This is a genomic window from Bacillus sp. Marseille-Q1617, from assembly GCF_903645295.1.
Classification (GTDB): Bacteria; Bacillota; Bacilli; order Bacillales; family Bacillaceae_B; genus Rossellomorea.
The window spans coordinates 2,150,314-2,173,304 of the sequence record NZ_CAHJXM010000001.1 but is presented as its reverse complement, the minus strand read 5'-3'; the positions used below and the strand labels follow the sequence as shown (position 1 = coordinate 2,173,304).

Below are 22,991 nucleotides of genomic sequence, written 5' to 3'. Positions count from 1 at the left end.
CAATGAAATTGTCGGGATCGATGTTGATCATGAAATGATCGAAGAAGCACAAAGGATTCACGGAGAGATAAGGACAGGGAACATTCAATGGTATCACGGGACACTCGAGCATTTTAAAACGGTGAATGATAAGCGTTTCGACCTTGTCATGATCGCCAAGGCATTCCACTGGATGGACCGGCCTCTGACATTGGAACATCTGTATGACATGGCAGAAGAAGGCGGCGGGGTGGCAATCATCGATAATTACGAGCCGGACAAGAGGCTCGAACCGTGGCAAATCAGGTTAAATGATGTAGTCAAGAAGTGGTATGGGAACGAACGAAAAGCTGGTGACTCGACGTATGCCCATCCCGTCTTAAGTCATGAGGAAGTGCTCGCCGAATCCCGATTCAAAGTGGAAGCACATCGCTTCCCGTCTTATGAGGTAATCTGGAGCATCGAATCGATCCTGGGAAACTTGTATTCTACCTCCTATGGAAACAGGCGGTTCATCGAAGGGAACATCGAGGACTTCGAACGGGAAGTGAAAGAAGCATTGCTGGGGGTTGATGCCAGCGGGATTTACAAAGAGACTCTGAAGTTATCGGTTCTAGTCGGAATCAAGAAATGAATGAGAGGTGAGTGTCAGTATAATTTCATGATAAAATGATGATGGACGTTTTAGGAGGTTCTCATTGTGACAGATGTATTCATCTTTATTAGCATCATTTTCATCGCCTCAATCCTTCAGACCAGCACAGGATTCGGCTTCTCGATCATGGCGACACCGTTTTTACTCCTGCTGTTTCAGCCGGATGAAGCCATTCAAATCAATCTTATTCTATCCCTCCTGATTTCATTGGCGCTCGTGTGGAAAATCAGGACATTCATCGACATACATTTAATGAGAAAGTTTATTACTGGCAGTCTGGCAGGCGTCCCGGTCGGCATTTTTATCTTTATGACGATAGACGATCTTACCACGTTTAAGATAGTGGTCAGCGTCTTATTGCTAGCACTGACCGTGCTGCTCTTATTGAAATTCAGGATTAAACGGACGCCATTCCGCGACTACCTGATCGGAGGCATTTCAGGTATGCTGACAACCAGCATCGGAATGCCTGGGCCGCCGTTATTGTTGTATTTTACGGGGACCGGTACGAAAAAGGAGGTCCTGCGTGCGACTACACTTGCATTCTATTTATTCATTTATCTTATCAGTCTGATGACCCAGCTCATGTTTTCAGGAACAACCAGGGAGGTCTGGGAATCAAGCCTCTATGCGATTCCGCTCGTTGCTCTCGGACTGCTATTGGGACAAATTCTCTTTAACTGGATTAACCAGCAAATTTTTACGATTTTCACATATGTACTATTAAGTTTCACAGGAATTTACTTATTGATAGAGAGTATATTTTTCTAATGAAGCGTCCTTCACTGATTTGTGGAGGACGCTTGATGTTTAGTTTGATGCATTGACCGATCGCCATCCATTTGCCTCGGGTCATTTTAGGCACTCTTATCGGGTCAGTTACAAAGAAGATTATTTGTCGTTCGCACGAGACTATTGCATCACATTTTTTGTAACAAGTTTAGTAGAAAATATGTCACAAACAAGGTAAAAAAACGCTTCTTTTTTTTGATCACACGGTGTAAAATTAAAACAAATTATGTGTGATTTTTACATCTGGAGAAATTCGCGGAACATTCCTCATGATATGCCGTTTATGTTGCTGCTGCACTTGTTTTTACAGCCTGCCGGATACCACGTTTTCGTTAAGTATTCGGAATATTAAATAAATTAGAAGAGGTTGAGGAAAAATTGATAATGGAATCAAATGAATCGATTGTTAAGGAACAAAGTATTTTTCATCATATCGGGAATAAAATCAAAACCGAAGATAGAGAGATTCAGATTATTGCACGAATGGAAGAACCGTGCATCGTCGTCTTGGGCAATGTGTTGAGTGAAGAAGAATGTGATGCCCTCATTCAGTTGTCAAAAGACCGTATGAACCGGTCAAAAATCGGCAACACGCGCCACGTTGACGATCTCAGGACAAGCAGCAGCATGTTCTTCGAAGAAGCCGAAAACGATGTAGTGGCTAAAATCGAAAGAAGGGTATCTCAAATCATGAATGTCCCCGTCGCACATGGTGAAGGACTTCAAGTACTGAATTACAAAATCGGCCAGGAATACAAAGCACACTTCGATTTTTTTCAATCAGCATCAAATAGACCCGTAAATAATCCTCGAATCAGCACGCTTGTCATGTATCTGAATGACGTAGAGGAAGGCGGCGAGACCTACTTCCCTAAGTTAAACTTTTCTGTTTCACCACAAAAAGGCATGGCAGTATACTTTGAATATTTATATGATAATCAAGAATTGAACGATCTCACCCTGCACGGAGGCGGACCAGTTGTCATCGGTGACAAATGGGCAGCGACACAGTGGATGAGAAGAAAGGTTTATAGATAAACAGAAAGCTCTCCCTTTTGGGAGGGTTATTTTTTATGGGTTGTAATATTTGGTTTATTATGGAAAAATAATAGATTATTGGACCGAACTCATTAATTAATCGTAGAAACTCAATCATTAATAGGGAAAACTCGATGATTATTGGTAGAAACTCAATGATTATAGGTAGAAACTCGATGATTATTGGTGAAAACTCGATGATTAATAGTAATAACTCGATGATTAATAGTAAAAAATCAAAGATTAACGATGAAAAGGTGCAAGAAACCAGTCCACTTGCCAGCATACCGTACTTTATTGTAGAAAAAACCCATCCTTACAGAATAAAGGAAGGAATTTTAGAGGAAATCAGGCTGTATCAATCGAATTACAGTTAAACATGGGATGCGTACAACCTATTTGAAAGGAATGATCAACCATAAAACTATCCCGCGATACCCAGTATATACGTGGAATCTCTCTTAAAACAGATTCCCTCCCCTCATACAACCAATTTCCGTTTAGCCTCCCCGTAATGAAGAATTTCAATGATATCACTTTTCATCCTAACGTCACATACATCATTGGAGAAAATGGGATGGGAAAGTCGACTCTGCTTGAAGGCCTGGCGATAGCATTAGGATTTAATCCTGAAGGGGGAACGCTGAACTTTGATTTTTCCAGCTACGATTCACATTCGGATCTGCATCATTATTTACGTCTTATAAAGGGTGTCGAGCGAGCAAAGGACAGCTTCTTTTTTCGGGCTGAAACGTTTTATAATGTGGCTTCCAATATCGAAGAGTTGGACAGTGAGCCTTCATTTGGCGCAAAGATCATTGACTCATTTGGCGGCAAGTCGCTTCATGAACAGTCGCATGGTGAATCGTTCTTTGCGGCATTCACCGAACGTTTCCGCGGTCATGGCCTTTACATCCTTGATGAACCGGAAGCTGCTCTTTCACCGCTGCGCCAGCTTTCGATGCTGGCTCGAATAAATGAACTGGTCAATCAGGGCTCCCAGTTCATCATATCCACTCATTCGCCGATCCTCATGGCATACCCGGAAGCAAAGATCATCGAACTGTCTGATAACGGCATGAAAGAGTCAAGACTTGAAGATACCGGCCACTATTCAATCATGAAGCAGTTTTTTGAAGACCGTGAACGGCTGCTTGTTCATCTGTTTAAAGAATGATTGCAGCAAATGCATGTTGAAGGTAAGGTCAACACCATAATTAGAAAGGGGCGTATATATGTATCAATATTTCAACGGTCTCATTATCCGGGAAGGCACAGAAGGGGTTCCTGCCGATCAAGTGGAGAAACTGTTTAAAGATGCAGGTTGGGTCAGGAATACACCGGACTGGCAGAAAGAAAAATTCACCTTGATATTCAAGAATTCCACGTGGGCATTTACGGTCTGGGATGGGGACGAAATGATCGGCATGGTCAGGGTCATTTCCGATCGAATCATGGCTGCGAATATCATGGATTTAATTGTTTCCTCCACTTACAGAGGAAGGGGGATCGGCCAAAAACTTGTGGAGCTCTGTGTTCAAAAACTTCCTCATGGTGATTGGTTTGCCCATACCTCAGCAAACAATTTTTCATTTTATGAAAAATGCGGGTTTGGAGTGAAGGATTTATCAGAGAATGGGACATGTGCTTACTATGGGTATATTGAGGCACGAAAAAGCGGTCACCGAAAAGGTTAAAAAAGATGATCCAAGGATTTGCAGATTTGTAAACAGGGATGATTTTTTCTGTCGTCCTTTCCTAAACGTAAAGGGGATTAAAAATGAAAAAGCACACTTTGCTGCTTTTCGATTTAGATGGAACCCTGCTGGGAAGCGAATGGTTCAAAGAGGGGATCATCAAAACCATTCAGTCTCATGCACTGACCATAAACATCGACGCAGATTTGTTTCTCCAAAAGAAATTAAGTGTTCCGCTGCCATTATTAAATAAATTTAAGAACCGTGAAATGACACCATGTGAATTTAGAAGGGCCAGGTGGAAGCACGCGTTTTCTTGTTTCGATATGTATCCGGACCAGGACACGGTTGATGAATTCCACGAATGTTTCTTAACAAAGGGCATGAGTTGTATCAAAGAGGATGTACAGCTCAATTCCATAATGAACGAGCTGCAGGCACATTACCACCTCGGTATAGTGACAAATGCCCTCTACGATCCCATCAAGAAAATTTCCTGCATGAACCTTTCCCATGTGTTTAAAAAAGAAGCCATCTTCCAAGCAGAAGAACTTGGTTACAGAAAGCCTGATCCAGAACTATACACTGCAGCCTTATCTCATTTCGATGCCTCTCCGGATCAAACCATTTTCATTGGTGACTCTTGGGATTATGATGTAGTCGCTCCCATTAAAATGGGTATGGATGCGATTTGGTTGAATGCTGGTAATGCGTCTCCTCCCACTGCGCATAAACCTCTTGAGGTTATCAGAGAAATTACCGAGCTTAGAACAGTATTGTTAAACAATTAAAGATGAAAACCTATGGAAGTGAGGGATCCCATGATCTACCGCAGAAAAATATATATAGTCGATGAAAGCATTGCAGAAGAATTTCATTATTGGATTGTAATTAGTATTCTTCGATTCTCATAATGAAATGGCAATCGAGGGTTTAATGAATTTATTATATATATATTAGAAAAAGGTGATTAAGATAGACTATAAAATTGTTTTCTTCGATATCGATGGTACCATTACACATCACGAAGATGGGAGTATTTCACAAAACACAAAGGATGCAATCAAATTATTGAAAGATAAAGGGCTGGTTGTGGCGGCGGCAACAGGGAGACCGTTATCCATGTGCAGCGAAATAAAAGAATTGGGGATTGATACATTTATCTCGGCAAATGGAGCGTTCGTGAAACATCGGGATGAAGTGCTTCATAAAGTTGCCATGGATAGGGATATTGTCCAGGAAGTGGTTGAATTCTCTCATGTGGAAAAACACGGCCTTTCCTTCTATACGGAAGGCTTCAGTATGAATGGGGTAAGAAGTAACGGAATATTGGACGCCCTGAGAGAAACGCTGTCACTTAATGAATATCCAATGGTAGAGAAAGAAATATACAAACAAGAAGTATATCTGATGTGTTTGTTTGCAAACGATGAAACGGTCGATAAATACATACGCAGATTTCCCCATCTCACCTTTAAACGATGGCACCCTTTCGTATTGAATGTTTTAAAAGACGATGTATCAAAATCCTTGGCCATCTTAAAGGTCCTTGAACATTTCAATATAGATAAATCTGAAGCCATCGCATTTGGTGATGGGGAGAACGACATCGACATGCTGGAGATGGCAGGTCTGGGGATCGCTATGGGCAACGGGAATGATCAGTTAAAGAAAGCAGCGGATTTCGTAACAAAAAAATCAAGTGAAGACGGGATAGAGTATGCGTTGAAGAAGTTTGGGATCATTTAAGGAGTTTAAGGAGAGTTTTTTTAATGGAATGATATAGAGCTGCCGCCCGCAGCTCTTTTTTTTATGTTCAGGTATCCATTTGCAAACGTTTTTCCTATTTAACCAGTAGAAGGGAGATGAATGAAATGGCAAGAGCCAGTGATTATTTGATAGCTTTGGACGATGGTCATGGACTCGGGACAGCCGGTAAGCGGACGCCGTATATTACATCTATAGGCAGGGAGATCAGGGAGAATGAGTTTAACGAGAAGGTAACTCTCTTGTTAAAAGCTGAACTGGAAAGGTGCGGATTCAGGACGCTGCTGACGGCACCGGGTGATGAGGATACTCCTCTGCAAGCGCGCACCGGCATAGCCAATCTCATGGGAGCCGATGCACTGGTGTCGAACCATTATAATGCTTTTGATGGTACATTCGATGGCGGAAGAAGAGATCCTGAGGGACATTCGCTTCATATCTATTTTAACGATGTGGAGGACAGGAAGCTGGCGGAATCGATTGCAAAATATTTAAGAATGGGAACGAAGCAGGTTTACCGTGGAATTATTGGACAGAACCTCCATATGACGAGGGAATTCAAGAAAGCTGCGGTGCTGATCGAGAACGGGTTTATGGATCATGAGAGAGAAGCATTGCTTATGATTGACGTAGATTTTCAACGGGAAACGGCTATAGAGCAGGCGCGGGGGGTTTGTGATTACTTCGGGGTTCACTTTGTGGCGGCAGGGAGGAAAGGGACTGTTGAAGACTCTCAAAAAATAGATGTCACATCTTTACCGGCAAACTATCTAGGAAAACGGGTAGAGAGTATTTACAGAGGTGCTGAAGGGCTGGACTTTTACGACAGACCGACATTCAATGATCTCCACCGTGCAGGGACATTGAAGTATCAGTACGGATTCCCGTCCATTATAAGGAAGCTGAAGGTGGAAGGGGCGTATATGTATGAAGTCAAGAACTCCAGGGGGCATGTCTATTATGTCACCGCATCTCCTGAATATGTGAGGATCGAGTCTAACCGTTAATCTCTTAGAACGAAGAAAGAGGCCCGTCCCAGCGTGCATTAACGCGTTAATGCACGCTGGGACGGGCCTTCACTATTTGGTTTTCACGATTTATAGAACGTCATCGATGATCTGCTCGAATGTGTCGCTTATCCGGCTTCGGTTGATGAGGATTTGCTGGTTATCCAGGGTGACTCTGCCTCTGTGTTCATCGAGGTTGAGCTTTTCTTTCAGGGCTGCCATCGACCCTTTGCTCCGTTTATCGATCTCAAAGTACACCGTTGTTTCGCGGTCATTTTGCAAAATGTAGACCTCGAGTTCGTCCAGTTTCCGGCTGTATTTTCCATACGAAGGGATGAATTCATATTGTTGAACAAAAGGCCGGTCCGTATTGATCCATTTAGGGGTGTTCTGACTTTCCATCTGTCTGAATTTAAAGCCGATGACCTTGATTGCATCCATAATGTTTTCGTGCACTGTAGTCGGCTCTACTGTTACAAAATCCCTGTCGCTGGGATCTACTGCATTCTTGAGATCGAGGCTCGTAGCAATCCAAACCGGCGGAACATTCTTCTGCGTCTCGGGATCAACCATTGTAATAGGGGTATCTAAAGGAATTTGAAATGAAAAAGGAATGATTTTATGTTCCCCCTTTGAAATGTTGAAAGGCTCATTCAACTTGTGTACTTCCACAGTACCCTGTGATAATCGGTCGCTTCCTTCATGACCGTACATCGTCATTAATTTGAGATTGATGGACTCGATTCTTTGATCTGTGTTGCCGCCCTTAATCTCAACGATTCCCTCGAGTATTTCCCCTTGCTGAATATAGGTGCTCTTTAACTTTGTATCCACAGTGGCAGAACCGATTCCAATACTGGCAATCACTTTACTGAACATAGACATGAACTCATCCCCCTTCTTATATAATCATCTTACCATAGACTGTAAGTATGAGAGTACTAGATAAGAAGAAACCCAACATGTAGAGCTGTTGAAAAACTCGACGCTGAATAATATTAAAAGTATTTAAGGAATCTAGTTTACGTATTCCTGTATAGGGTAAACCCCTAGTGAAAGCAAAGGGGGAATCTATATTTTATGCGAAATATATCGGATGGCTGGTACATGTAGCAGGACGGAAAAAAACGTTAACGTTGAAATCTCTGTCGCAAAGGGGAGCGACGATTCAGAAAAGGTCATCGCCACCTGCACGGGTATAAGAGACGATTGTTATGACTGCCCTTTTTTACTATTAAATAATGATAAATAATCATGTTACAGAGGAAAGTAATGAAGCGATTAAAAGTGTTGAAAGAGCTCCACGTTCAACACTTTTTTATTTTTGCTTATTCGAAAGCCCGTCCCAGCTTGCGTTAACGCGTAAAAGCATGAAAGGACGGGTTGTTGAATTTCTGGATGGGGGGCATTTTGTCTGACCACCGTGATGCTGGGTCCATTTATTCATTGTTTTTTGAATTTTAACCAAATTCAAAAAATTAATTGAAATTTCAATATATTGGTGTTTAAATAGAATTATAGCTAACTTATCAGATATGTGACAACTATGATGAAGATTCAAATGTCAGGTGGTGAGAAATTGACGAAAAGCAAGATTTCCACGAAGAAGGTTTCGGAACTTGTGGAGGAACAAATCCAAGGAATGATTCAGTCGGGAACGTTCAAATCCGGTGAGAAGCTGCCATCCGTCCGGGAGCTTTGTGAAATGTTCGAGGTTGGAAGATCGGCTGTCCGGGATGCGATGACGACCCTTAAGGGGAAAGGTATCCTGCAGGTGAAGCAGGGGGAAGGAGCGTATGTTTGTTCGTTTGATTCCAAGAGCCTCTTCGCTTCTCAGTTAATGCTTCCAGACACGAAGGACATCAGGGAACTGTTCCAGGTAAGAAAAATGCTCGAGCCCGGTCTGGTTGAAATGGCAGCAGAAAAGAGATCTGAAGAGGACGTACTGATCCTTGAGAGCCTGCTGACTCAAGAATCCGGGCGCAAGTGGGAAGCAGATTACGAATTTCATATGAGGATTGCCCGCATATCAGGGAATCAGATTATCGTACAATTGATGGAGTTCATTTCAGCAGCAACCAGGAAAGCAATGATTGACGTCCATCAGCATATCCAAAGTCAAGAAGGGATATCCAGTCAAATCGAGAAGCAGCATCACCGGATCTTTCAATCGATTCAATCCAGAGAACCTCATACAGCCAGGGAAAGCCTTATTCTTCATTTAGACTACGTTGAAAAGGTATTGGTAAATAACGTACTTATCCATACATAAGACGTTTCTTTTTTAATCGTTTTTCAGAAACGGTGTTTCTTATTACGAAACAAGGGGTGCTAGGGAATGTTTACTGAGCTTGTCGCAGAGTTAAAGCATGCAATACCCGGGGAACGGATCAAAGATGGGAAGGTTGACCGTTTTGGAAATGGCGGCAGTCTCATCGTGTATCCAACATCTGAGGAAGAAATTGCTTCAATCTTAAAATATGCGAATGACAACGGAAAGAAAGTGATCGTGGAAGGCGGTGGAACGAAAAAGGGTTTCGGCGGTCTCATGGAATCCGCGGATTTGGTTCTGTCATTAGCCCAGTACAAAGGTGTGGTGGAGCATGCAACGGGTGACCTGACGATGACGGTAAAAGCAGGCACGACATTCAAGGAGCTTCAAACCTATCTGAAGCAGCATGGGCAGAAGATTGCACTTGACCCGGCTTGGCCGGATCAGGCAACCATCGGCGGAATCGTCGCTGCAAATGAAAGCGGTCCCAAACGGCTGGGATACGGGTCAGCACGGGATAACGTCATCGGGCTCCGCGTCATCTATCCGGACGGAACCATTATCCGGTCAGGCGGAAAGGTCGTGAAAAACGTTGCCGGATACGACATGAACAAATTATTCATCGGTTCGATGGGTACACTTGGTGTTCTGACCGAAGTGACACTCAAACTCCGGCCCATTTCTAAGTGTGAGAGTCTGGTGCTCGTATCTTTTCCTGATGGTGAACCTGCAAACTTACGCTCATTTGTCATTGACATTCTGGATTCGACGCTTGAACCTACTTCACTTGAACTGCTTAATCCCCCGCTCGCTGAAAAACTGGCAGGTGTTCATCACTATACATTTGCTATGAGCTTTGAGGATGTGGAAAGTTCTGTACGCTATCAGGAGGAATTGGTGCGGAAGATGAAGCCTGCTGGAAGTGAATTCTCCATATTGGACGAGAGTAAAGTTCATCAATTTTGGAGTGACTTCTCAAAACTGGGATCGGACAGCGATACAGAAGGCAAAGTAAGTGCCATATTGAAAATCGGTGTGGTCAATCTTGATGTGCTCCATGTACTGAAAGAAATGGAACTTCTCGAAGACAGTTATCAGGTGAAAATCGATGCTCACGGCGCCCTAGGCCACGGTTTATGCTTCGTGCATCTGAAAGGTGCCGGAGGGGATGTACTCTCAGTGATTCATGAATTAAGGTCTGCAGTCATGAAACGAGGGGGGTATGCGATTGTCAAAAGCCTGCCGTTTATCGAGCGCCAGAAGATCAAGGTCTGGGGGGAAGCCCCTTCTTATCACTTAATACTCCAAGGCATCAAATCAAAAGTTGATCCGAATTCAGTATTGAACCACGAACGATTTGTAGGAGGGATCTAGGTGAGTGTAAAAGAACTTGCGAAAACACCGCCCTGTTCAGACACGAGCTTAAGCAACTATTTATGGAGTGACAAACCGGATGAGACGAAATGGGCAGACTGCGTACACTGCGGGATGTGCCTGGAATCATGCCCGACATATGAACTGACCGGCCAGGAACAGCATTCACCCCGCGGACGTGTGCACCTGATCAAGTCCGTTGCTGAAGGGAAACTTGAAGTGAATGAGCAATTCATGGACCCTGTCTATGCGTGTCTTGATTGCCGCGCCTGTACGACTGCCTGCCCTGCCGATGTGGACGTAGGCGGATTGATCGAAGAAGCCCGCGGCCAGATCCGTCAGGCTATGCCGCTTAAAGGATGGAAAGGGATGGTCAGCAAGACATTCCTGGAAGGATTATTCCCCCACCCTGACAGGTTGAACGCCTTAGGGGGCATGCTGAAATTTTATCAAAAGAGCGGCGCACAGGCGGTTGTGAGGAAGACAAGACTCATCAACGTGATGCCTAAGCATCTGGTCGAGATGGAAGCCATCATGCCGGAGATTAAACAATCGGTCCGGCAAAAATATAAAAATGAAGATGTCATCAAAGCGAAAGACGAAACGAAACACGAAGTTTCCATGCTGACCGGCTGTGTGATGGACGTGATGTTCGGGGAAATCAATGACGCGACGATCAACGTTCTGACGAAAAACGGGAATGATGTCGTCATCCCGAAAAATCAAACCTGCTGCGGTGCCCTTCATGTTCATTCCGGGGACCGGGAGATGGGACGCAAGCTTGCGAAGCAGAATATTGAAGCCTTCAAGGATAGTGAGAAGGTCATCGTAAACGCAGCGGGCTGCGGATGTATGATGAAGGATTATCCTGAATTGTTTCATGAGGATCCGGAATGGAAAGCGAAAGCTGAAACATTCGCAGATAAAGTCGACGACATTTCAAAATACCTGCATGATACGGGCTACAAAATACCAAAGGCTGAAATGAACACACGGATTACGTATCACGATGCCTGCCACTTGGCGCATGGTCAAGGGGTACGCGAGGAGCCTCGGGATCTCCTTTTAAATATCCCCGGAGTCGAAATGGTCCACATGCCAAATTCAGACCGCTGCTGCGGCAGTGCCGGGATTTACAATATCACCAATCCTGAAATGGCAGGTGCCGTCCTGGAAAGCAAGATGCAGAATGTCCCAGAGGATGTCGAAATGATTTCGATGGGGAATCCCGGCTGCATGCTGCAAATGGCCATGGGTGTGAAGAAGTATGGCAAAAATCAAAAGGTCGTCCATACTGTCCAGCTGCTTGACTGGGCTTATCAAAAAGAGGATCAGCAGAAGGAGGGGGAATGAGGGGATGAAGAAACTGAAAACGAAGGATCCGTACATTAAAGGCCTTGCCCGGCTTGTAAGCGGCCCGAATAGCATCCTTCATCACAAAGAGGATCTGATTGCCTATGACTGCGACGGCTTTACCCTTCATAAGCATCTGCCGAAAGCGGTCGTGTTTCCGAAAGACACGGAGGAGGTCGCGAAGCTTGTAAAATATTGCTCGGAAAATGGGCTTCCTTTCCTGGCAAGAGGTGCCGGTACCGGTCTCTCGGGCGGTGCGATCCCGATCAATGGGGAGGTCATCATCAGCCTCGTCCTGATGAAACGCCTTTTAAGCGTGGACCTGGAAAATCGGCGTGCGGTGGTAGAGCCCGGTTTTGTCAATCTGAAGCTGACGAATTCCATCTCTGACAGGGGCTATTATTATGCACCAGATCCATCCAGTCAATATTGTTGTACGATCGGCGGAAACGTCGCGGAGAATGCCGGCGGCGCCCATTGTTTAAAATATGGCGTTACCACTAATCACATTCTTGGACTAGAAGTCGTGCTGCCGAACGGGGAAATCATCAATATCGGCGATAACGGGATCCCTGACGCACCGGGGTATGATTTGCTGGGGCTGTTAACTGGTTCAGAAGGGACCTTGGGGATCGTCACGAAAATCACCGTGCGCATCTTGAAGAATCCTGAAGCGAAGCAGACGGTGCTCGCTTATTTTGACCGGGTGGAAGACGGCAGTCAGGCTGTTTCGGATATCATCTCAAAAGGGATTGTTCCTGCAGCTCTCGAAATGATGGACAAAATCGCGATTGAAGGGGTCGAGGCAGCCGCTTTTCCGGTGGGACACCCTAAGGATATTGAAGCCCTTCTGTTGATTGAAGTTGACGGGATATCAGCAGGAATAGATGAACAAATCAATCAGATTCTAGAAGTGTGCAGAGCGAGAAACGTACGTGAAGTGAAGGTGGCTCAGGATGAGCTTGAGAGGGGAAGATGGTGGGCCAACCGAAAGACAGGGTTTGGCGCGATGGGAGCGATCTCACCCGACTACCTCGTCCAGGACGGCGTCATCCCGAGGAGCAGGCTGCCTGAGGTGCTGAAAAGAATCAATGAGATTAGTGCAGAATACGGATTGCGGATCGCGAATATTTTTCATGCAGGGGATGGGAATTTGCATCCGCTGGTCCTGTTCGACGCGAGGATTCCGGGTGAAACGGAGAAGGCATTAAAAGCCGGAAGTGAATGCTTGAAGGCTTGTGCAGACGCTGGCGGTTCCATCACCGGTGAGCATGGAGTCGGCATTGAGAAGAAAGAAGAGATGCGCTTTGTGTTCAATGATGACGAAATCATTGCCCAGAGCAATATCAGGGAAGTCTTCAACCCTGACAATCTATTGAATGGCGGCAAATTGTTCCCGAGCCCGGGGCGCTGTGTGGAAATCAAGAAAGAAATGAAAGCGCAGCAGGAGACGGTTACTTTATAGTTAAGCAGTAATCATACGCATGCTGCGTGAATTCTGACTCAAACTGCTTGAACAGTTCCAGGCAAGCCTAATTAAAATGCGGAATTGTTTGAAAATTAATTGAATGCTACGCCTGAACGTGATATCATTTTTTTAACAAATGCGAAACGTTGTTTCTTAATAAGAAACACAAAGTTTTCATTAAATAGGAGGAATCGAATAATGAGCAATTATGTAAATGCAGGATCCCTTAAGGCAGATCAACAGTTATATGAATTTATCAATACCGAAGTCCTTCCCGGCACCGGGCTGGAAAGGGATGCTTTCTGGACGGGATTCGGTGAACTGGTGCAGGACCTGACTCCTAAGAACAAAGCATTGCTGAACAGACGGGATGAGATTCAAGAAAAGCTCAACAACTGGCATAAAGGGAATAAAGAATTCGATTTCAACGAATACAAATCGTTTCTGAATGAAATCGGCTACTTAGAACCGGAAGTGGAAAACTTTGATGTGACAACTGAAAATGTCGATGAGGAAGTGGCTATGCAGGCTGGTCCTCAGCTGGTCGTTCCTGTCAATAATGCACGGTACGCCATCAATGCTGCGAATGCACGGTGGGGCAGCCTGTACGATGCACTTTATGGAACCGACGCGATCAGTGAAGCAGACGGAGCAGACCGGAAAGGTGCATACAATCCAGTCCGCGGTGAAAAAGTCATCGATTTTGGAAGGAACTTCTTAGATCAATCGGTACCATTACAAGACGCTTCCCATAAAGAAGCATTGAAGTATGAAGTCAATGATGGAAAGTTAGTTGTTACACTTTCAAACGGAAAAACGACAGGGCTTTCAGAGGAATCCAAGTTTACAGGCTTTCAGGGAGAGGCTTCAGATCCTTCATCTGTCCTATTGAAGAATAACCGCCTCCATATTGAAATCCAATTCGACGAAAAGCATCCGATCGGTGCGTCGGATGACGCCAATATCAAGGACATCGTGCTTGAATCAGCCGTTACGACCATCATGGACTGCGAGGATTCGGTAGCGGCAGTCGATGCTGAGGATAAAGTTCTTGTGTACCGTAATTGGCTGGGCCTCATGAAGGGTGACCTGGCAGCAGTCTTTGATAAAGCAGGCAAAACCATGACACGGACGTTGAATTTTGATCGGACATATACGTCTCCTGATGGAAAGGAATTTGCTTTATCCGGCCGTTCGCTCATGTTCGTGCGGAATGTCGGCCACCTCATGACCAACAGTGCGGTATTGGATCAAGAAGGATCCGAAGTGCATGAAGGAATACTAGATACCGTGATTACGAGTTTAATAGCCAAGCACACCCTTCGTGGAACGGGCAGCTATCAAAATACATCCAAAGGCTCGGTCTATATCGTGAAGCCAAAGATGCATGGTTCTGAAGAAGTGGCGTTTGCCAATGAACTCTTCGATAGAGTGGAGGACCTGCTTGATTTAGAACGAAACACTCTGAAAATCGGGGTCATGGATGAAGAGCGGCGCACGACGCTCAATCTAAAGAACTGCATCAGCAAGGTGAAGGAGCGGATCGTGTTCATCAACACAGGATTCCTCGATCGTACCGGCGATGAAATGCATACTTCGATGGAAGCCGGCCCGATGATCAGGAAGAATGATATGAAAGCGACAAAATGGCTTCAGGGATATGAGAAATCAAACGTACAGGTGGGTCTTGCTGCAGGATTCCAGGGACGCGCTCAGATCGGTAAAGGCATGTGGGCTATGCCTGACAGGATGGCTGACATGATGCAGCAGAAGATCGGCCATCTACAGGCGGGAGCTAATACAGCATGGGTCCCTTCACCGACTGCTGCTACATTGCACGCCCTTCACTATCATGAAGTATTCGTGCCGACTGTACAGGAGCAGCTGGCCGAAAAATCTGCGGAGCTTCGGGATGACATTTTAACGATCCCTGCTGCAGAGAACCCTTCATGGTCGGCTGAAGAAATCCAGCAGGAGCTTGATAACAATGCACAGGGCATCCTTGGGTATGTTGTCCGCTGGGTAGAACATGGAGTGGGGTGCTCGAAGGTGCCTGATATCAACAACGTCGGTCTGATGGAGGACCGCGCTACGCTGCGTATCTCCAGTCAGCATATGGCAAACTGGCTTCACCACGGCATCTGCACAGAAGAACAGGTGATGGAAACGCTGAAACGGATGGCGAAAGTCGTGGATGAGCAGAACGCAGGCGACCCTTCCTATCGTCCGATGGCTGAAGACTATGATCAGTCCATTGCTTTCCAAGCTACTTGTGATCTTGTCTTCAAAGGGTATGATCAGCCAAACGGATACACTGAACCGATTCTGCACCGGAGACGGATTGAGGCAAAGGCGAAGTATCCTGTGAAACAAGAATAGGATAGTTGAGATGGGCATTCTGTTAATTGGAATGCCCTGTTTTATAAAATGAACAAGGGGTTACGAATACAAACGATTTTTCAAGAATTCAACGAAAGGGGATTACACAATGAAATTCACTAGATTCCAGACAGGAAATGAAGAATATACAGGAGTACTGGACGGCAGCAGCATCAAGCAGATCAAGGGGGATATCTTTTCAGAATGGGAATACACGGGACATGTATACGCCGCGAATGAGGTGAAGTTCCTCGCCCCGCTGGAACCAAATCAAATCATTGGCATCGGAGCCAATTTCGTATCCAAGAAGGACGAATTACCGGAATCTTTGCCTGATATCCCAGTGTTTTTCTTCAAGCCGGCGTCATCTGTTATCGGACCCGAAGAAGACATCCTCATACCAGAAAACATTGATTCAGTAAAATTCGAGTCGGAACTCGCAGTGGTGATAGGAAAGGAAGCGAAAAATGTGGGGGAGGGAGATATCCTTGATTACGTATTTGGCTACACAGTCGGTAATGATGTCACGGCTCCTCAATTCTTCCACGAGGCCGGTCACTGGACGATCGGGAAGTCATTCGATACCTTCACCCCGATCGGGCCTGTAATCGAAACAGAACTGGATCCTTTTACCATCAACGTTGAGGCGAGACTGAATGGTGAAGAAAAGCAAAACAGCCCGACTGATTTGATGATTGTACCGATCCGGGAGATGATATCCTATCTGACGAAAGTGATGACGTTGAAGCCGGGGGATGTCATTTTAACCGGTAGTCCAGCAGGTGCTGAAATGGTTGGAGCGGGAGACGTGATCGAATGCGAAATCAAGGAAATCGGGAAATTGAAGAATTCCTTTGTGGCTTCCGGGAATAGAGTCGGAATATCGTAAGCTATATGGTTGATTGTGATATAATGGAAGGCAAGTTGTTTTTTCAGCAGAGGTGAAAGATGTGGAAAGAGAAAATATGGTCAAATCCGTCAGCCGGTCGCTGGATATCATCCTGTTGATCAGTATGAAAAAGGGCGGTATGGGTGTGACTGAAATCGCGAATCAGATCGACATAAATAAAAGCTCTGTCTACCGTATTCTGACAACTCTCGTTCAGTACGGCTTCATTGAGCAGGACGAATTGACGGGGCGTTATAAGCTTGGTTATAAATTCCTCGAAATCAGCTCAAGGTTATTGGAATCGATTGATCTGCGCGAGGAAGCGAAGCCCTTTTTACTGGAGCTTGAAGAAGAGACAAATGAAGTCATCCATCTTGTTGTGTATGACCAGGGCGAAGTGGTGTATATTGAGAAGCTTGAAGGCAATGAAGTGCTCAGGATGCATTCAAAGGTTGGAAAAAGGGCGCCGATGCACTGTACGTCGGTAGGAAAAGCGATTCTCGCTCATCTTCCGACAAACGACGTTATCGACATACTTGATCGCAAGGGAATGCCGATGCACACCGATCAGACGATTACCGATAAAGATCAATTTTTGAAAGAACTGATCAGGGTGAAGCAAACCGGCTATGCGCTCGATCTGGAGGAAAATGAGTACGGGATCACATGCATCGCGGCCCCGATTTTCGATCATCTTGAAAAGGTGGTTGCTGCACTCAGTATCTCCGGTCCGACGATGCGTATGTCCGGGCAGCGGATGGAAGAATTGAAAGTAAGGATCCCTCAGATTGCAAAGCAGATATCTGCCCGGCTCGGCCATGTTCATACCAATTAAATGATGTGAGAAAACAGCTCTATTTTTCCGTTACAGGAAAATAGGGCTGTTTTATTTTAAAAATTATAAATTTTCTAAAAAGTAATTGAAACAAGCCGGAATGTATGTATAATTTTAGGTAGGATTCCGTAATGTTATATAACAACGCGTGAATGGGTTATATAACAGTGTTGCTTAGTATGCAGTTTTAAAGAAACGGTGTTTGGTATTACAAAACGGAAAGGGGAAACGTTTCATGAGTACTGGTATGTTGGCAATCTTATCTCTTTTACCCATCCTGGCAGTAGGTATTTTCCTCGTTGGTCTCAGGTGGCCGGCAAGTAAGGCAATGCCCATTTCTTATTTAGTCGCAGTCGGGCTTGCATTATTTGTATGGAAAGTACCAGGAGCCAATGTGGCTGCAGCCTCTGTGAACGGATTGGTCGTCGCGGGGACTCTTTTGTACATCATTTTCGGAGCGATCTTGTTATTGAACACGCTGCAGGAGAGCGGCGGCATCAAGACAATCCGTCAGGGCTTTACGGACATCTCGGCAGACAGAAGGATTCAAGTCATTATCATTGCTTGGCTATTTGGTTCTTTCATTGAAGGTTCTGCAGGATTTGGAACACCTGCGGCAGTCGCTGTTCCTTTGCTGGTGGGACTCGGGTTCCCGGCTATGGCAGCCGTTATTGCCGGGATGGTGATTCAAAGTACACCTGTATCATTCGGGGCCGTCGGTACACCGATCCTCGTGGGGGTCCAAACAGGTTTATCGGCTGATGCAGGCATCACTTCCAACTTATTGGCCTTTGTTACCGATATCGGGACAAAGGTAGCGCTGCTCCACATGATCACGGGTACACTCATTCCATTGTTTGTGGTGGCGTTGATGACCAGGTTCTTTGGGAAAAACAAATCGTTCTCAGAAGGAATCAAAGTATGGAAGTTTGCTATTTTTGCAGCTTTCGCCATGACAATCCCTTACCTTATTGTAGCGAATTTGCTGGGACCAGAATTCCCATCCATGATTGGTGGATTAGTCGGTCTTGCCATCGTGATTACGGCAGCAAAAAAAGGATTTCTTATGCCTCCTAAAGAAGAAGCTTGGGATTTTGAAGAAAAGTCAAAATGGGATCCTGAATGGAGCGGGAAGCTTGAAATCAAGGACATCGCTCATAAAAGCGGAAGCATGAGCATGGTTCGTGCATGGACCCCGTATATTCTCGTAGGGCTGTTTTTGGTATTGACCAGATTGAAATCGCTTCCATTTCTGGAGTGGATGCAAGCGTGGAAAATTACGATCCCGAACATCTTTGGTACGGACATCAGTTCAAGCTTCCAGCCGTTGTATTTACCGGGCACCATCTTCATCGTTGTATCATTGATTACATTCTTCCTTCATGGGATGAACGGAGGCGCATACAAGCGGGCATGGGCACAATCCGGGAAAACGATGATTGCCGCATCGACAGCTCTTGTTTTCACCGTTCCGATGGTTCAAGTGTTTTTGAACACAGGAGGAGGGGCAGCCGGTTTTGAAAAAATGCCGATTGAATTAGCCAACGGAGTGGCAGCGTTAGCCGGTGAGTATTGGCCGCTCTTTTCCACCTTCATTGGTGGTATGGGGGCCTTCATCGCTGGCAGTAACACCGTCAGTAATATGATGTTTTCCCTTTTCCAATTTGATGTTGGTTCCCAAATCGGTGTAGACGCCACTTGGATCGTTGCCTTGCAGGCAGTCGGCGGGGCAGCTGGAAACATGATCTGCGTTCACAACGTCGTTGCAGCATCCGCGGTTGTAGGGTTGGTAGGGAAAGAAGGGGCCGTCATTCGAAAAACGCTGCTTCCGTTTGCCTACTATGCCCTGTTTGCAGGATCATTGGGCTATTCGATCGTTTGGTACTCTGAAAAAGGATTATTTAATCTCGGATCCTTCATCGTGGCCGCCATTGCCATTGGGGCCATGTATATCATTGCAACAAACAATAAGCGCAGCAGCTTACTGCTTACGAAAGATATCAGCGGTCCTAAAGTGAAGCAGGGATAGTATAGTGACAAGCGTATAAAAAAGAATACTATCTATTCAAAACCACCAGACCTGTGATGAATGGGCTGGTGGTTTTCAGTTGGCAGGCTTTTTTCAAGGCCCGTCCCAGCGTGCGTTAACGCGTTAACGCACGCTGGGACGGGCCTTGAATTTGTTTCCTTAAGCTGCGTGACAGCAATGAGTAGCAGAGTCTTCATCGAAATTAAAGTCTTATATTCGTTTTTTTCTTTTTCTACAATACGTTATATGGTGCTCGAAAAGCTGAAAGGATGAGGGGAAGTATGACGAATCGATTGAAAATAGATAAACCAAAAATCCAACCAAATTTGAAAAAAGCACAGTTTGAAGATGTTTACTATGAAGAAGATCCCCTATTGGCAGAATGTGAAATCCGGAATGCATTTGTAGAAGGGGAAGAGTTGGAAAAGCTGCATGTCTCAAGCGTATATTTCAAGAGTGTAAGACTTTTGAATTCCTCCTTTCGGAAAGCGGATTTGACGGATGTGGTCTTTGATAACTGCGATTTATCCAACACCCGTTTTGAAGAAGGGATCTTTCACAGGGTAACGTTCAAAGATTGCAAACTGCTAGGGCTCGACCTTTCACAAGCCCACTTAAAAAATGTCTCATTTGAAAATTGCATCCTGAATATCAGTAGTTTCATAGAGGCGAGGCTAAAACAGGTCCTGTTTGAGAAATCTACTTTACACAGCTCGAATTTCTATCAAAGCCGGCTGGAAAAAACAACATTTGATCAGTGCGACCTGAACGACATTGATTTTACGGTGACCAACCTGAAGGGAATCGATATCAGCTCAAGCTTCTTTGAGAAGATCAATGTAGAAGCTGATAACCTGAGAGGATGTATCGTCTCTCCTCAGCAGGCTGTTTCCTTTGCTTCCCTGCTGGGTTTGAAAGTGAAAGAGTAAAAACGGCTGTCGTACACTATCCCATGACTTGTTGTTAATCGTCTGAATTGCTGTAACACGGCCATTTCAGTCTGATCATGGATTTGGGGTTAGAATGATGACCAGCCAGTTAATAAAGGCCCGTCCCGCTCCGCATTAACGCGTTAATGCAGGCTGGGACGGGCATCTTGAGGGATGAAGTGGTAGAATGGTGATGAAAAGGATAACATTTTCGGGAGGGGTACGTTTATGTTTGAATTGGTGACTAAGTTAAGAGAAAAAAATCCGCTCGTACATAATATTACAAATGTCGTGGTGACGAATTTCACCGCGAATGGTCTGCTATCGCTCGGGGCATCGCCAGTGATGGCATATGCTAAGGAAGAAGTGGAGGACATGGCAAGGATTTCGGGGGCGCTCGTTTTGAATATCGGCACCTTGTCACGTGAAGAGGTCGAGGCAATGATCATGGCAGGGAAAGCTGCAAATGAACAAGGTGTACCTGTGGTCCTCGATCCGGTGGGCGCAGGGGCGACGGCGTTCCGTACGGAAATGTCTAAGAAAATACTGAAGGAAGTAAAGGTCTCAATTATAAGAGGAAATGCTGCCGAAGTGGCCAATGTTGCTGGAGAAAAGTGGGCAATCAAAGGTGTAGATGCTGGTGCGGGGGGTGGCAGTACCACAGAACTTGCCGAGAAAGTGGCAAAACAGTTCGGTTCCACCATTGTGATCACGGGTGAAAAGGACGTCATCTCTAATGGGACGGCAACCAATGAAGTGTCGAATGGCCATCCGTTATTAACGAAGGTCACCGGTACAGGCTGTCTGTTATCATCGGTCATCGGCGCTTTTGCTGCAATCGAAAAGGATTTAGTGAAGGCTGCGACCACAGCAGTTTCTGCCTATGGGATCGCCGCTGAAAAAGCAGCAAGATCAGCAGCGGAAAAAGGGCCGGGAAGCTTTCAAATCGAACTGATTGATCATCTTTCCAAGATTGGCGAACAAGATGAAACATTTGCTAAAATAAAAACCATCAAAGAATAAAGGCGGGTTTGAACATGACTGTAAATAAAGCACTGACGATTGCAGGGTCGGACAGCGGGGGCGGTGCCGGCATCCAGGCGGATCTCAAGACGTTCCAGGAATTAGGTGTGTACGGGATGTCGGCAATCACGGCTGTTACCGCACAAAATACATTAGGTGTACATGGCGTATATCCTGTAAGCATCGAAGGTATTGTAAAGCAGATCGATGCAATCGGAGAAGATTTAGGCACAGACGCTCTGAAGACCGGGATGCTTTTTTCCAGTGAAGTGATTGAAGCGGTCAGCGAGCGAATCCATCATTATGGATGGAAGAATGTCGTCGTCGACCCCGTCATGATCGCAAAGGGCGGGGCGAAGCTTTTACAAGAGGAAGCAGTCCGGGCGATGAAAGAAAAACTGATTCCGCTGACATCTGTGATCACACCGAATATACCGGAAGCAGAAGTGCTGACGGATTTGAAGATCGAATCGTTGGATGACCGAAGGGAAGCATCCAAAATTCTTGTTGGAATGGGGGCGGAATCCGTCGTCATCAAAGGCGGGCATGCCGACGGCGGGGAAGTGGTTGATTTATTCTATGATGGGACAAGCTTTGAAGAGCTTGTTTCCCCTAGAATCGACACACCCCATACCCACGGGACAGGATGTACCTTCTCGGCAGCCATCACTGCCCAGCTGGCAAACGGCTTGGGTATGAGAGATTCAGTCGTGACAGCAAAAGAATATATCCGCGCTGCCATTGAGGATGGACTTGGGATTGACGGGGGACATGGACCGACGAATCACTGGGCTTTTAACAAACGGGGTGGACATAGATGACAACATTTAGGCAGCATGAAATCGAGGAGTTCCTTCAGCTTTATTTTATTATGGGAAGTACGAACTGCAAGAAGGATCCAGTTTACGTCCTTGAGCAGGCGATCCAAGGAGGGATCACCCTCTTCCAGTTCCGTGAAAAAGGCAAAGGTGCCTTAGAGGGCATTGAAAAGGTGAGGCTTGCGGAAAGATTGCAGAAGGTATGCAGTGAGGCAGGCATACCTTTTATCGTGAATGACGATGTAGACCTTGCAGTGGAGATGGATGCGGACGGCATTCATGTCGGACAGGAGGATCTCGCCGCAAACTTTGTACGTGAAAGGGCCGGCGATAAGATCTTGGGCGTGTCGGCACATAGCCTTGAAGAGGCAGAGAAAGCGATCGAGGACGGAGCCGATTACCTCGGGCTCGGACCGATCTACCCGACCATTTCCAAGGACGATGCACGCGCTGTCAGCGGACTTTCCATCATTGAAAACTTCCGTAAGAACGGTATCACGATCCCTATCGTAGGGATCGGCGGCATCAACGCCGCAAACGCAAGGAACGTCATCCAGGCAGGAGCAAATGGCGTCTCCCTGATTTCAGCGATTGCAGCGGCGGAAGATGTAAAAAAGGCTTCTGAAGAATTGAAGAGAGCAATAATGTGAGAAAAGAGGGACACCTTTAGTTTGTTTACGCGCTAAA

Annotated in this window: 22 protein-coding genes; 21 read left to right on the top strand and 1 reads right to left on the bottom strand. The window is 45.6% G+C overall.

Annotation, left to right across the window (positions count from 1 at the left end; all coding sequences use genetic code 11):
• Positions 1–7: 7 nt before the first annotated feature.
• The 9 genes from HWX64_RS10875 to HWX64_RS10835 all read left to right on the top strand — a co-directional run bounded on the left by HWX64_RS10875 (position 8) and on the right by HWX64_RS10835 (position 6,935).
• Positions 8–613, top strand: coding sequence for a trans-aconitate 2-methyltransferase (locus HWX64_RS10875; protein WP_368495583.1), 606 nt, complete (start codon positions 8–10; stop codon positions 611–613).
• A gap of 66 nt (positions 614–679) precedes the next feature.
• Positions 680–1,405 (top strand): sulfite exporter TauE/SafE family protein, encoded by a 726-nt coding sequence (locus tag HWX64_RS10870; RefSeq protein ID WP_175989455.1) that lies wholly within the window; start codon positions 680–682, stop codon positions 1,403–1,405.
• A gap of 405 nt (positions 1,406–1,810) precedes the next feature.
• Positions 1,811–2,464 (top strand): 2OG-Fe(II) oxygenase, encoded by a 654-nt coding sequence (locus HWX64_RS10865; RefSeq protein WP_175989454.1) that lies wholly within the window; start codon positions 1,811–1,813, stop codon positions 2,462–2,464.
• 197 nt (positions 2,465–2,661) lie between these two features.
• On the top strand, positions 2,662–2,841 hold the full coding sequence (locus HWX64_RS10860; protein WP_175989453.1) for a hypothetical protein: 180 nt from the start codon (positions 2,662–2,664) through the stop codon (positions 2,839–2,841).
• A 41-nt stretch (positions 2,842–2,882) separates the two neighbouring features.
• The gene (locus HWX64_RS10855; protein ID WP_175989732.1) at positions 2,883–3,641 is read left to right on the top strand and encodes an AAA family ATPase; all 759 of its coding nucleotides are present in this window, start codon (positions 2,883–2,885) and stop codon (positions 3,639–3,641) included.
• A gap of 58 nt (positions 3,642–3,699) precedes the next feature.
• On the top strand, positions 3,700–4,161 hold the full coding sequence (locus HWX64_RS10850) for a GNAT family N-acetyltransferase (protein WP_175989452.1): 462 nt from the start codon (positions 3,700–3,702) through the stop codon (positions 4,159–4,161).
• Positions 4,162–4,244: 83 nt separating this feature from the next.
• Entirely contained in the window at positions 4,245–4,952 is a 708-nt protein-coding gene (locus tag HWX64_RS10845; RefSeq protein WP_175989451.1) for an HAD family hydrolase, read from the top strand.
• 184 nt (positions 4,953–5,136) lie between these two features.
• Positions 5,137–5,910: a Cof-type HAD-IIB family hydrolase gene (locus tag HWX64_RS10840; protein WP_175989731.1), complete on the top strand. Its 774-nt coding sequence runs from the start codon at positions 5,137–5,139 to the stop codon at positions 5,908–5,910.
• 125 nt (positions 5,911–6,035) lie between these two features.
• Positions 6,036–6,935 carry an N-acetylmuramoyl-L-alanine amidase gene (locus HWX64_RS10835; RefSeq protein ID WP_175989450.1) on the top strand — a complete coding sequence of 300 codons (900 nt, stop codon included), beginning with the start codon at positions 6,036–6,038 and terminating at the stop codon, positions 6,933–6,935.
• A 90-nt stretch (positions 6,936–7,025) separates the two neighbouring features.
• Here the strand turns inward: HWX64_RS10835 and HWX64_RS10830 are convergent, their stop codons facing one another.
• Positions 7,026–7,820: a sporulation protein gene (locus HWX64_RS10830; protein ID WP_175989449.1), complete on the bottom strand. Its 795-nt coding sequence runs from the start codon at positions 7,818–7,820 to the stop codon at positions 7,026–7,028.
• A gap of 694 nt (positions 7,821–8,514) precedes the next feature.
• Between HWX64_RS10830 and HWX64_RS10825 the strand changes: the two genes are divergently transcribed.
• The 12 genes from HWX64_RS10825 to thiE all read left to right on the top strand — a co-directional run bounded on the left by HWX64_RS10825 (position 8,515) and on the right by thiE (position 22,954).
• Positions 8,515–9,207, top strand: coding sequence for a FadR/GntR family transcriptional regulator (locus tag HWX64_RS10825; RefSeq protein WP_175989448.1), 693 nt, complete (start codon positions 8,515–8,517; stop codon positions 9,205–9,207).
• Positions 9,208–9,273: 66 nt separating this feature from the next.
• Entirely contained in the window at positions 9,274–10,581 is a 1,308-nt protein-coding gene (locus tag HWX64_RS10820) for an FAD-binding oxidoreductase (protein WP_175989447.1), read from the top strand.
• Complete coding sequence (locus HWX64_RS10815) at positions 10,582–11,934, top strand: (Fe-S)-binding protein (RefSeq protein WP_175989446.1); 1,353 nt, start codon at positions 10,582–10,584, stop codon at positions 11,932–11,934.
• 4 nt (positions 11,935–11,938) lie between these two features.
• Complete coding sequence (locus tag HWX64_RS10810; protein WP_175989445.1) at positions 11,939–13,399, top strand: FAD-linked oxidase C-terminal domain-containing protein; 1,461 nt, start codon at positions 11,939–11,941, stop codon at positions 13,397–13,399.
• 201 nt (positions 13,400–13,600) lie between these two features.
• Positions 13,601–15,781, top strand: a complete 2,181-nt coding sequence (locus tag HWX64_RS10805; protein ID WP_175989444.1) for a malate synthase G — start codon at positions 13,601–13,603, stop codon at positions 15,779–15,781.
• A gap of 109 nt (positions 15,782–15,890) precedes the next feature.
• A complete protein-coding gene (locus tag HWX64_RS10800) occupies positions 15,891–16,670 on the top strand; it encodes a fumarylacetoacetate hydrolase family protein (RefSeq protein WP_175989443.1) in 780 nt (259 codons plus the stop codon).
• Between the two features lie 61 nt (positions 16,671–16,731).
• Positions 16,732–17,505, top strand: coding sequence for an IclR family transcriptional regulator (locus HWX64_RS10795; protein WP_175989442.1), 774 nt, complete (start codon positions 16,732–16,734; stop codon positions 17,503–17,505).
• A gap of 235 nt (positions 17,506–17,740) precedes the next feature.
• Positions 17,741–19,534: an L-lactate permease gene (locus HWX64_RS10790; protein WP_175989441.1), complete on the top strand. Its 1,794-nt coding sequence runs from the start codon at positions 17,741–17,743 to the stop codon at positions 19,532–19,534.
• A 281-nt stretch (positions 19,535–19,815) separates the two neighbouring features.
• Positions 19,816–20,463 (top strand): pentapeptide repeat-containing protein, encoded by a 648-nt coding sequence (locus HWX64_RS10785; protein ID WP_175989440.1) that lies wholly within the window; start codon positions 19,816–19,818, stop codon positions 20,461–20,463.
• A 228-nt stretch (positions 20,464–20,691) separates the two neighbouring features.
• Complete coding sequence (gene thiM, locus HWX64_RS10780; RefSeq protein ID WP_175989439.1) at positions 20,692–21,486, top strand: hydroxyethylthiazole kinase; 795 nt, start codon at positions 20,692–20,694, stop codon at positions 21,484–21,486.
• 14 nt (positions 21,487–21,500) lie between these two features.
• Positions 21,501–22,307 (top strand): bifunctional hydroxymethylpyrimidine kinase/phosphomethylpyrimidine kinase, encoded by an 807-nt coding sequence (gene thiD, locus HWX64_RS10775; RefSeq protein ID WP_175989438.1) that lies wholly within the window; start codon positions 21,501–21,503, stop codon positions 22,305–22,307.
• Complete coding sequence (gene thiE / locus HWX64_RS10770; RefSeq protein WP_175989437.1) at positions 22,304–22,954, top strand: thiamine phosphate synthase; 651 nt, start codon at positions 22,304–22,306, stop codon at positions 22,952–22,954. Before thiD ends, thiE begins: the two co-directional genes overlap by 4 nt.
• Positions 22,955–22,991: the final 37 nt, after the last annotated feature.

Excerpts from the sequence above, each read along its gene's own strand:
- HWX64_RS10810 (WP_175989445.1), top strand. The coding sequence starts at position 11,939 with ATGAAGAAACTGAAAACGAAGGATCCGTACATTAAAGGCCTTGCCCGG.
- HWX64_RS10820 (WP_175989447.1), top strand. The coding sequence starts at position 9,274 with ATGTTTACTGAGCTTGTCGCAGAGTTAAAGCATGCAATACCCGGGGAA.
- HWX64_RS10850 (WP_175989452.1), top strand. The coding sequence starts at position 3,700 with ATGTATCAATATTTCAACGGTCTCATTATCCGGGAAGGCACAGAAGGG.
- HWX64_RS10835 (WP_175989450.1), top strand. The coding sequence starts at position 6,036 with ATGGCAAGAGCCAGTGATTATTTGATAGCTTTGGACGATGGTCATGGA.
- HWX64_RS10785 (WP_175989440.1), top strand. The coding sequence starts at position 19,816 with ATGACGAATCGATTGAAAATAGATAAACCAAAAATCCAACCAAATTTG.
- HWX64_RS10845 (WP_175989451.1), top strand. The coding sequence starts at position 4,245 with ATGAAAAAGCACACTTTGCTGCTTTTCGATTTAGATGGAACCCTGCTG.
- HWX64_RS10860 (WP_175989453.1), top strand. The coding sequence starts at position 2,662 with ATGATTAATAGTAATAACTCGATGATTAATAGTAAAAAATCAAAGATT.
- HWX64_RS10790 (WP_175989441.1), top strand. The coding sequence starts at position 17,741 with ATGAGTACTGGTATGTTGGCAATCTTATCTCTTTTACCCATCCTGGCA.
- thiE (WP_175989437.1), top strand. The coding sequence starts at position 22,304 with ATGACAACATTTAGGCAGCATGAAATCGAGGAGTTCCTTCAGCTTTAT.
- HWX64_RS10830 (WP_175989449.1), bottom strand. The coding sequence starts at position 7,820 with ATGTCTATGTTCAGTAAAGTGATTGCCAGTATTGGAATCGGTTCTGCC.
- HWX64_RS10805 (WP_175989444.1), top strand. The coding sequence starts at position 13,601 with ATGAGCAATTATGTAAATGCAGGATCCCTTAAGGCAGATCAACAGTTA.
- thiD (WP_175989438.1), top strand. The coding sequence starts at position 21,501 with ATGACTGTAAATAAAGCACTGACGATTGCAGGGTCGGACAGCGGGGGC.
- HWX64_RS10800 (WP_175989443.1), top strand. The coding sequence starts at position 15,891 with ATGAAATTCACTAGATTCCAGACAGGAAATGAAGAATATACAGGAGTA.
- thiM (WP_175989439.1), top strand. The coding sequence starts at position 20,692 with ATGTTTGAATTGGTGACTAAGTTAAGAGAAAAAAATCCGCTCGTACAT.
- HWX64_RS10865 (WP_175989454.1), top strand. The coding sequence starts at position 1,811 with ATGGAATCAAATGAATCGATTGTTAAGGAACAAAGTATTTTTCATCAT.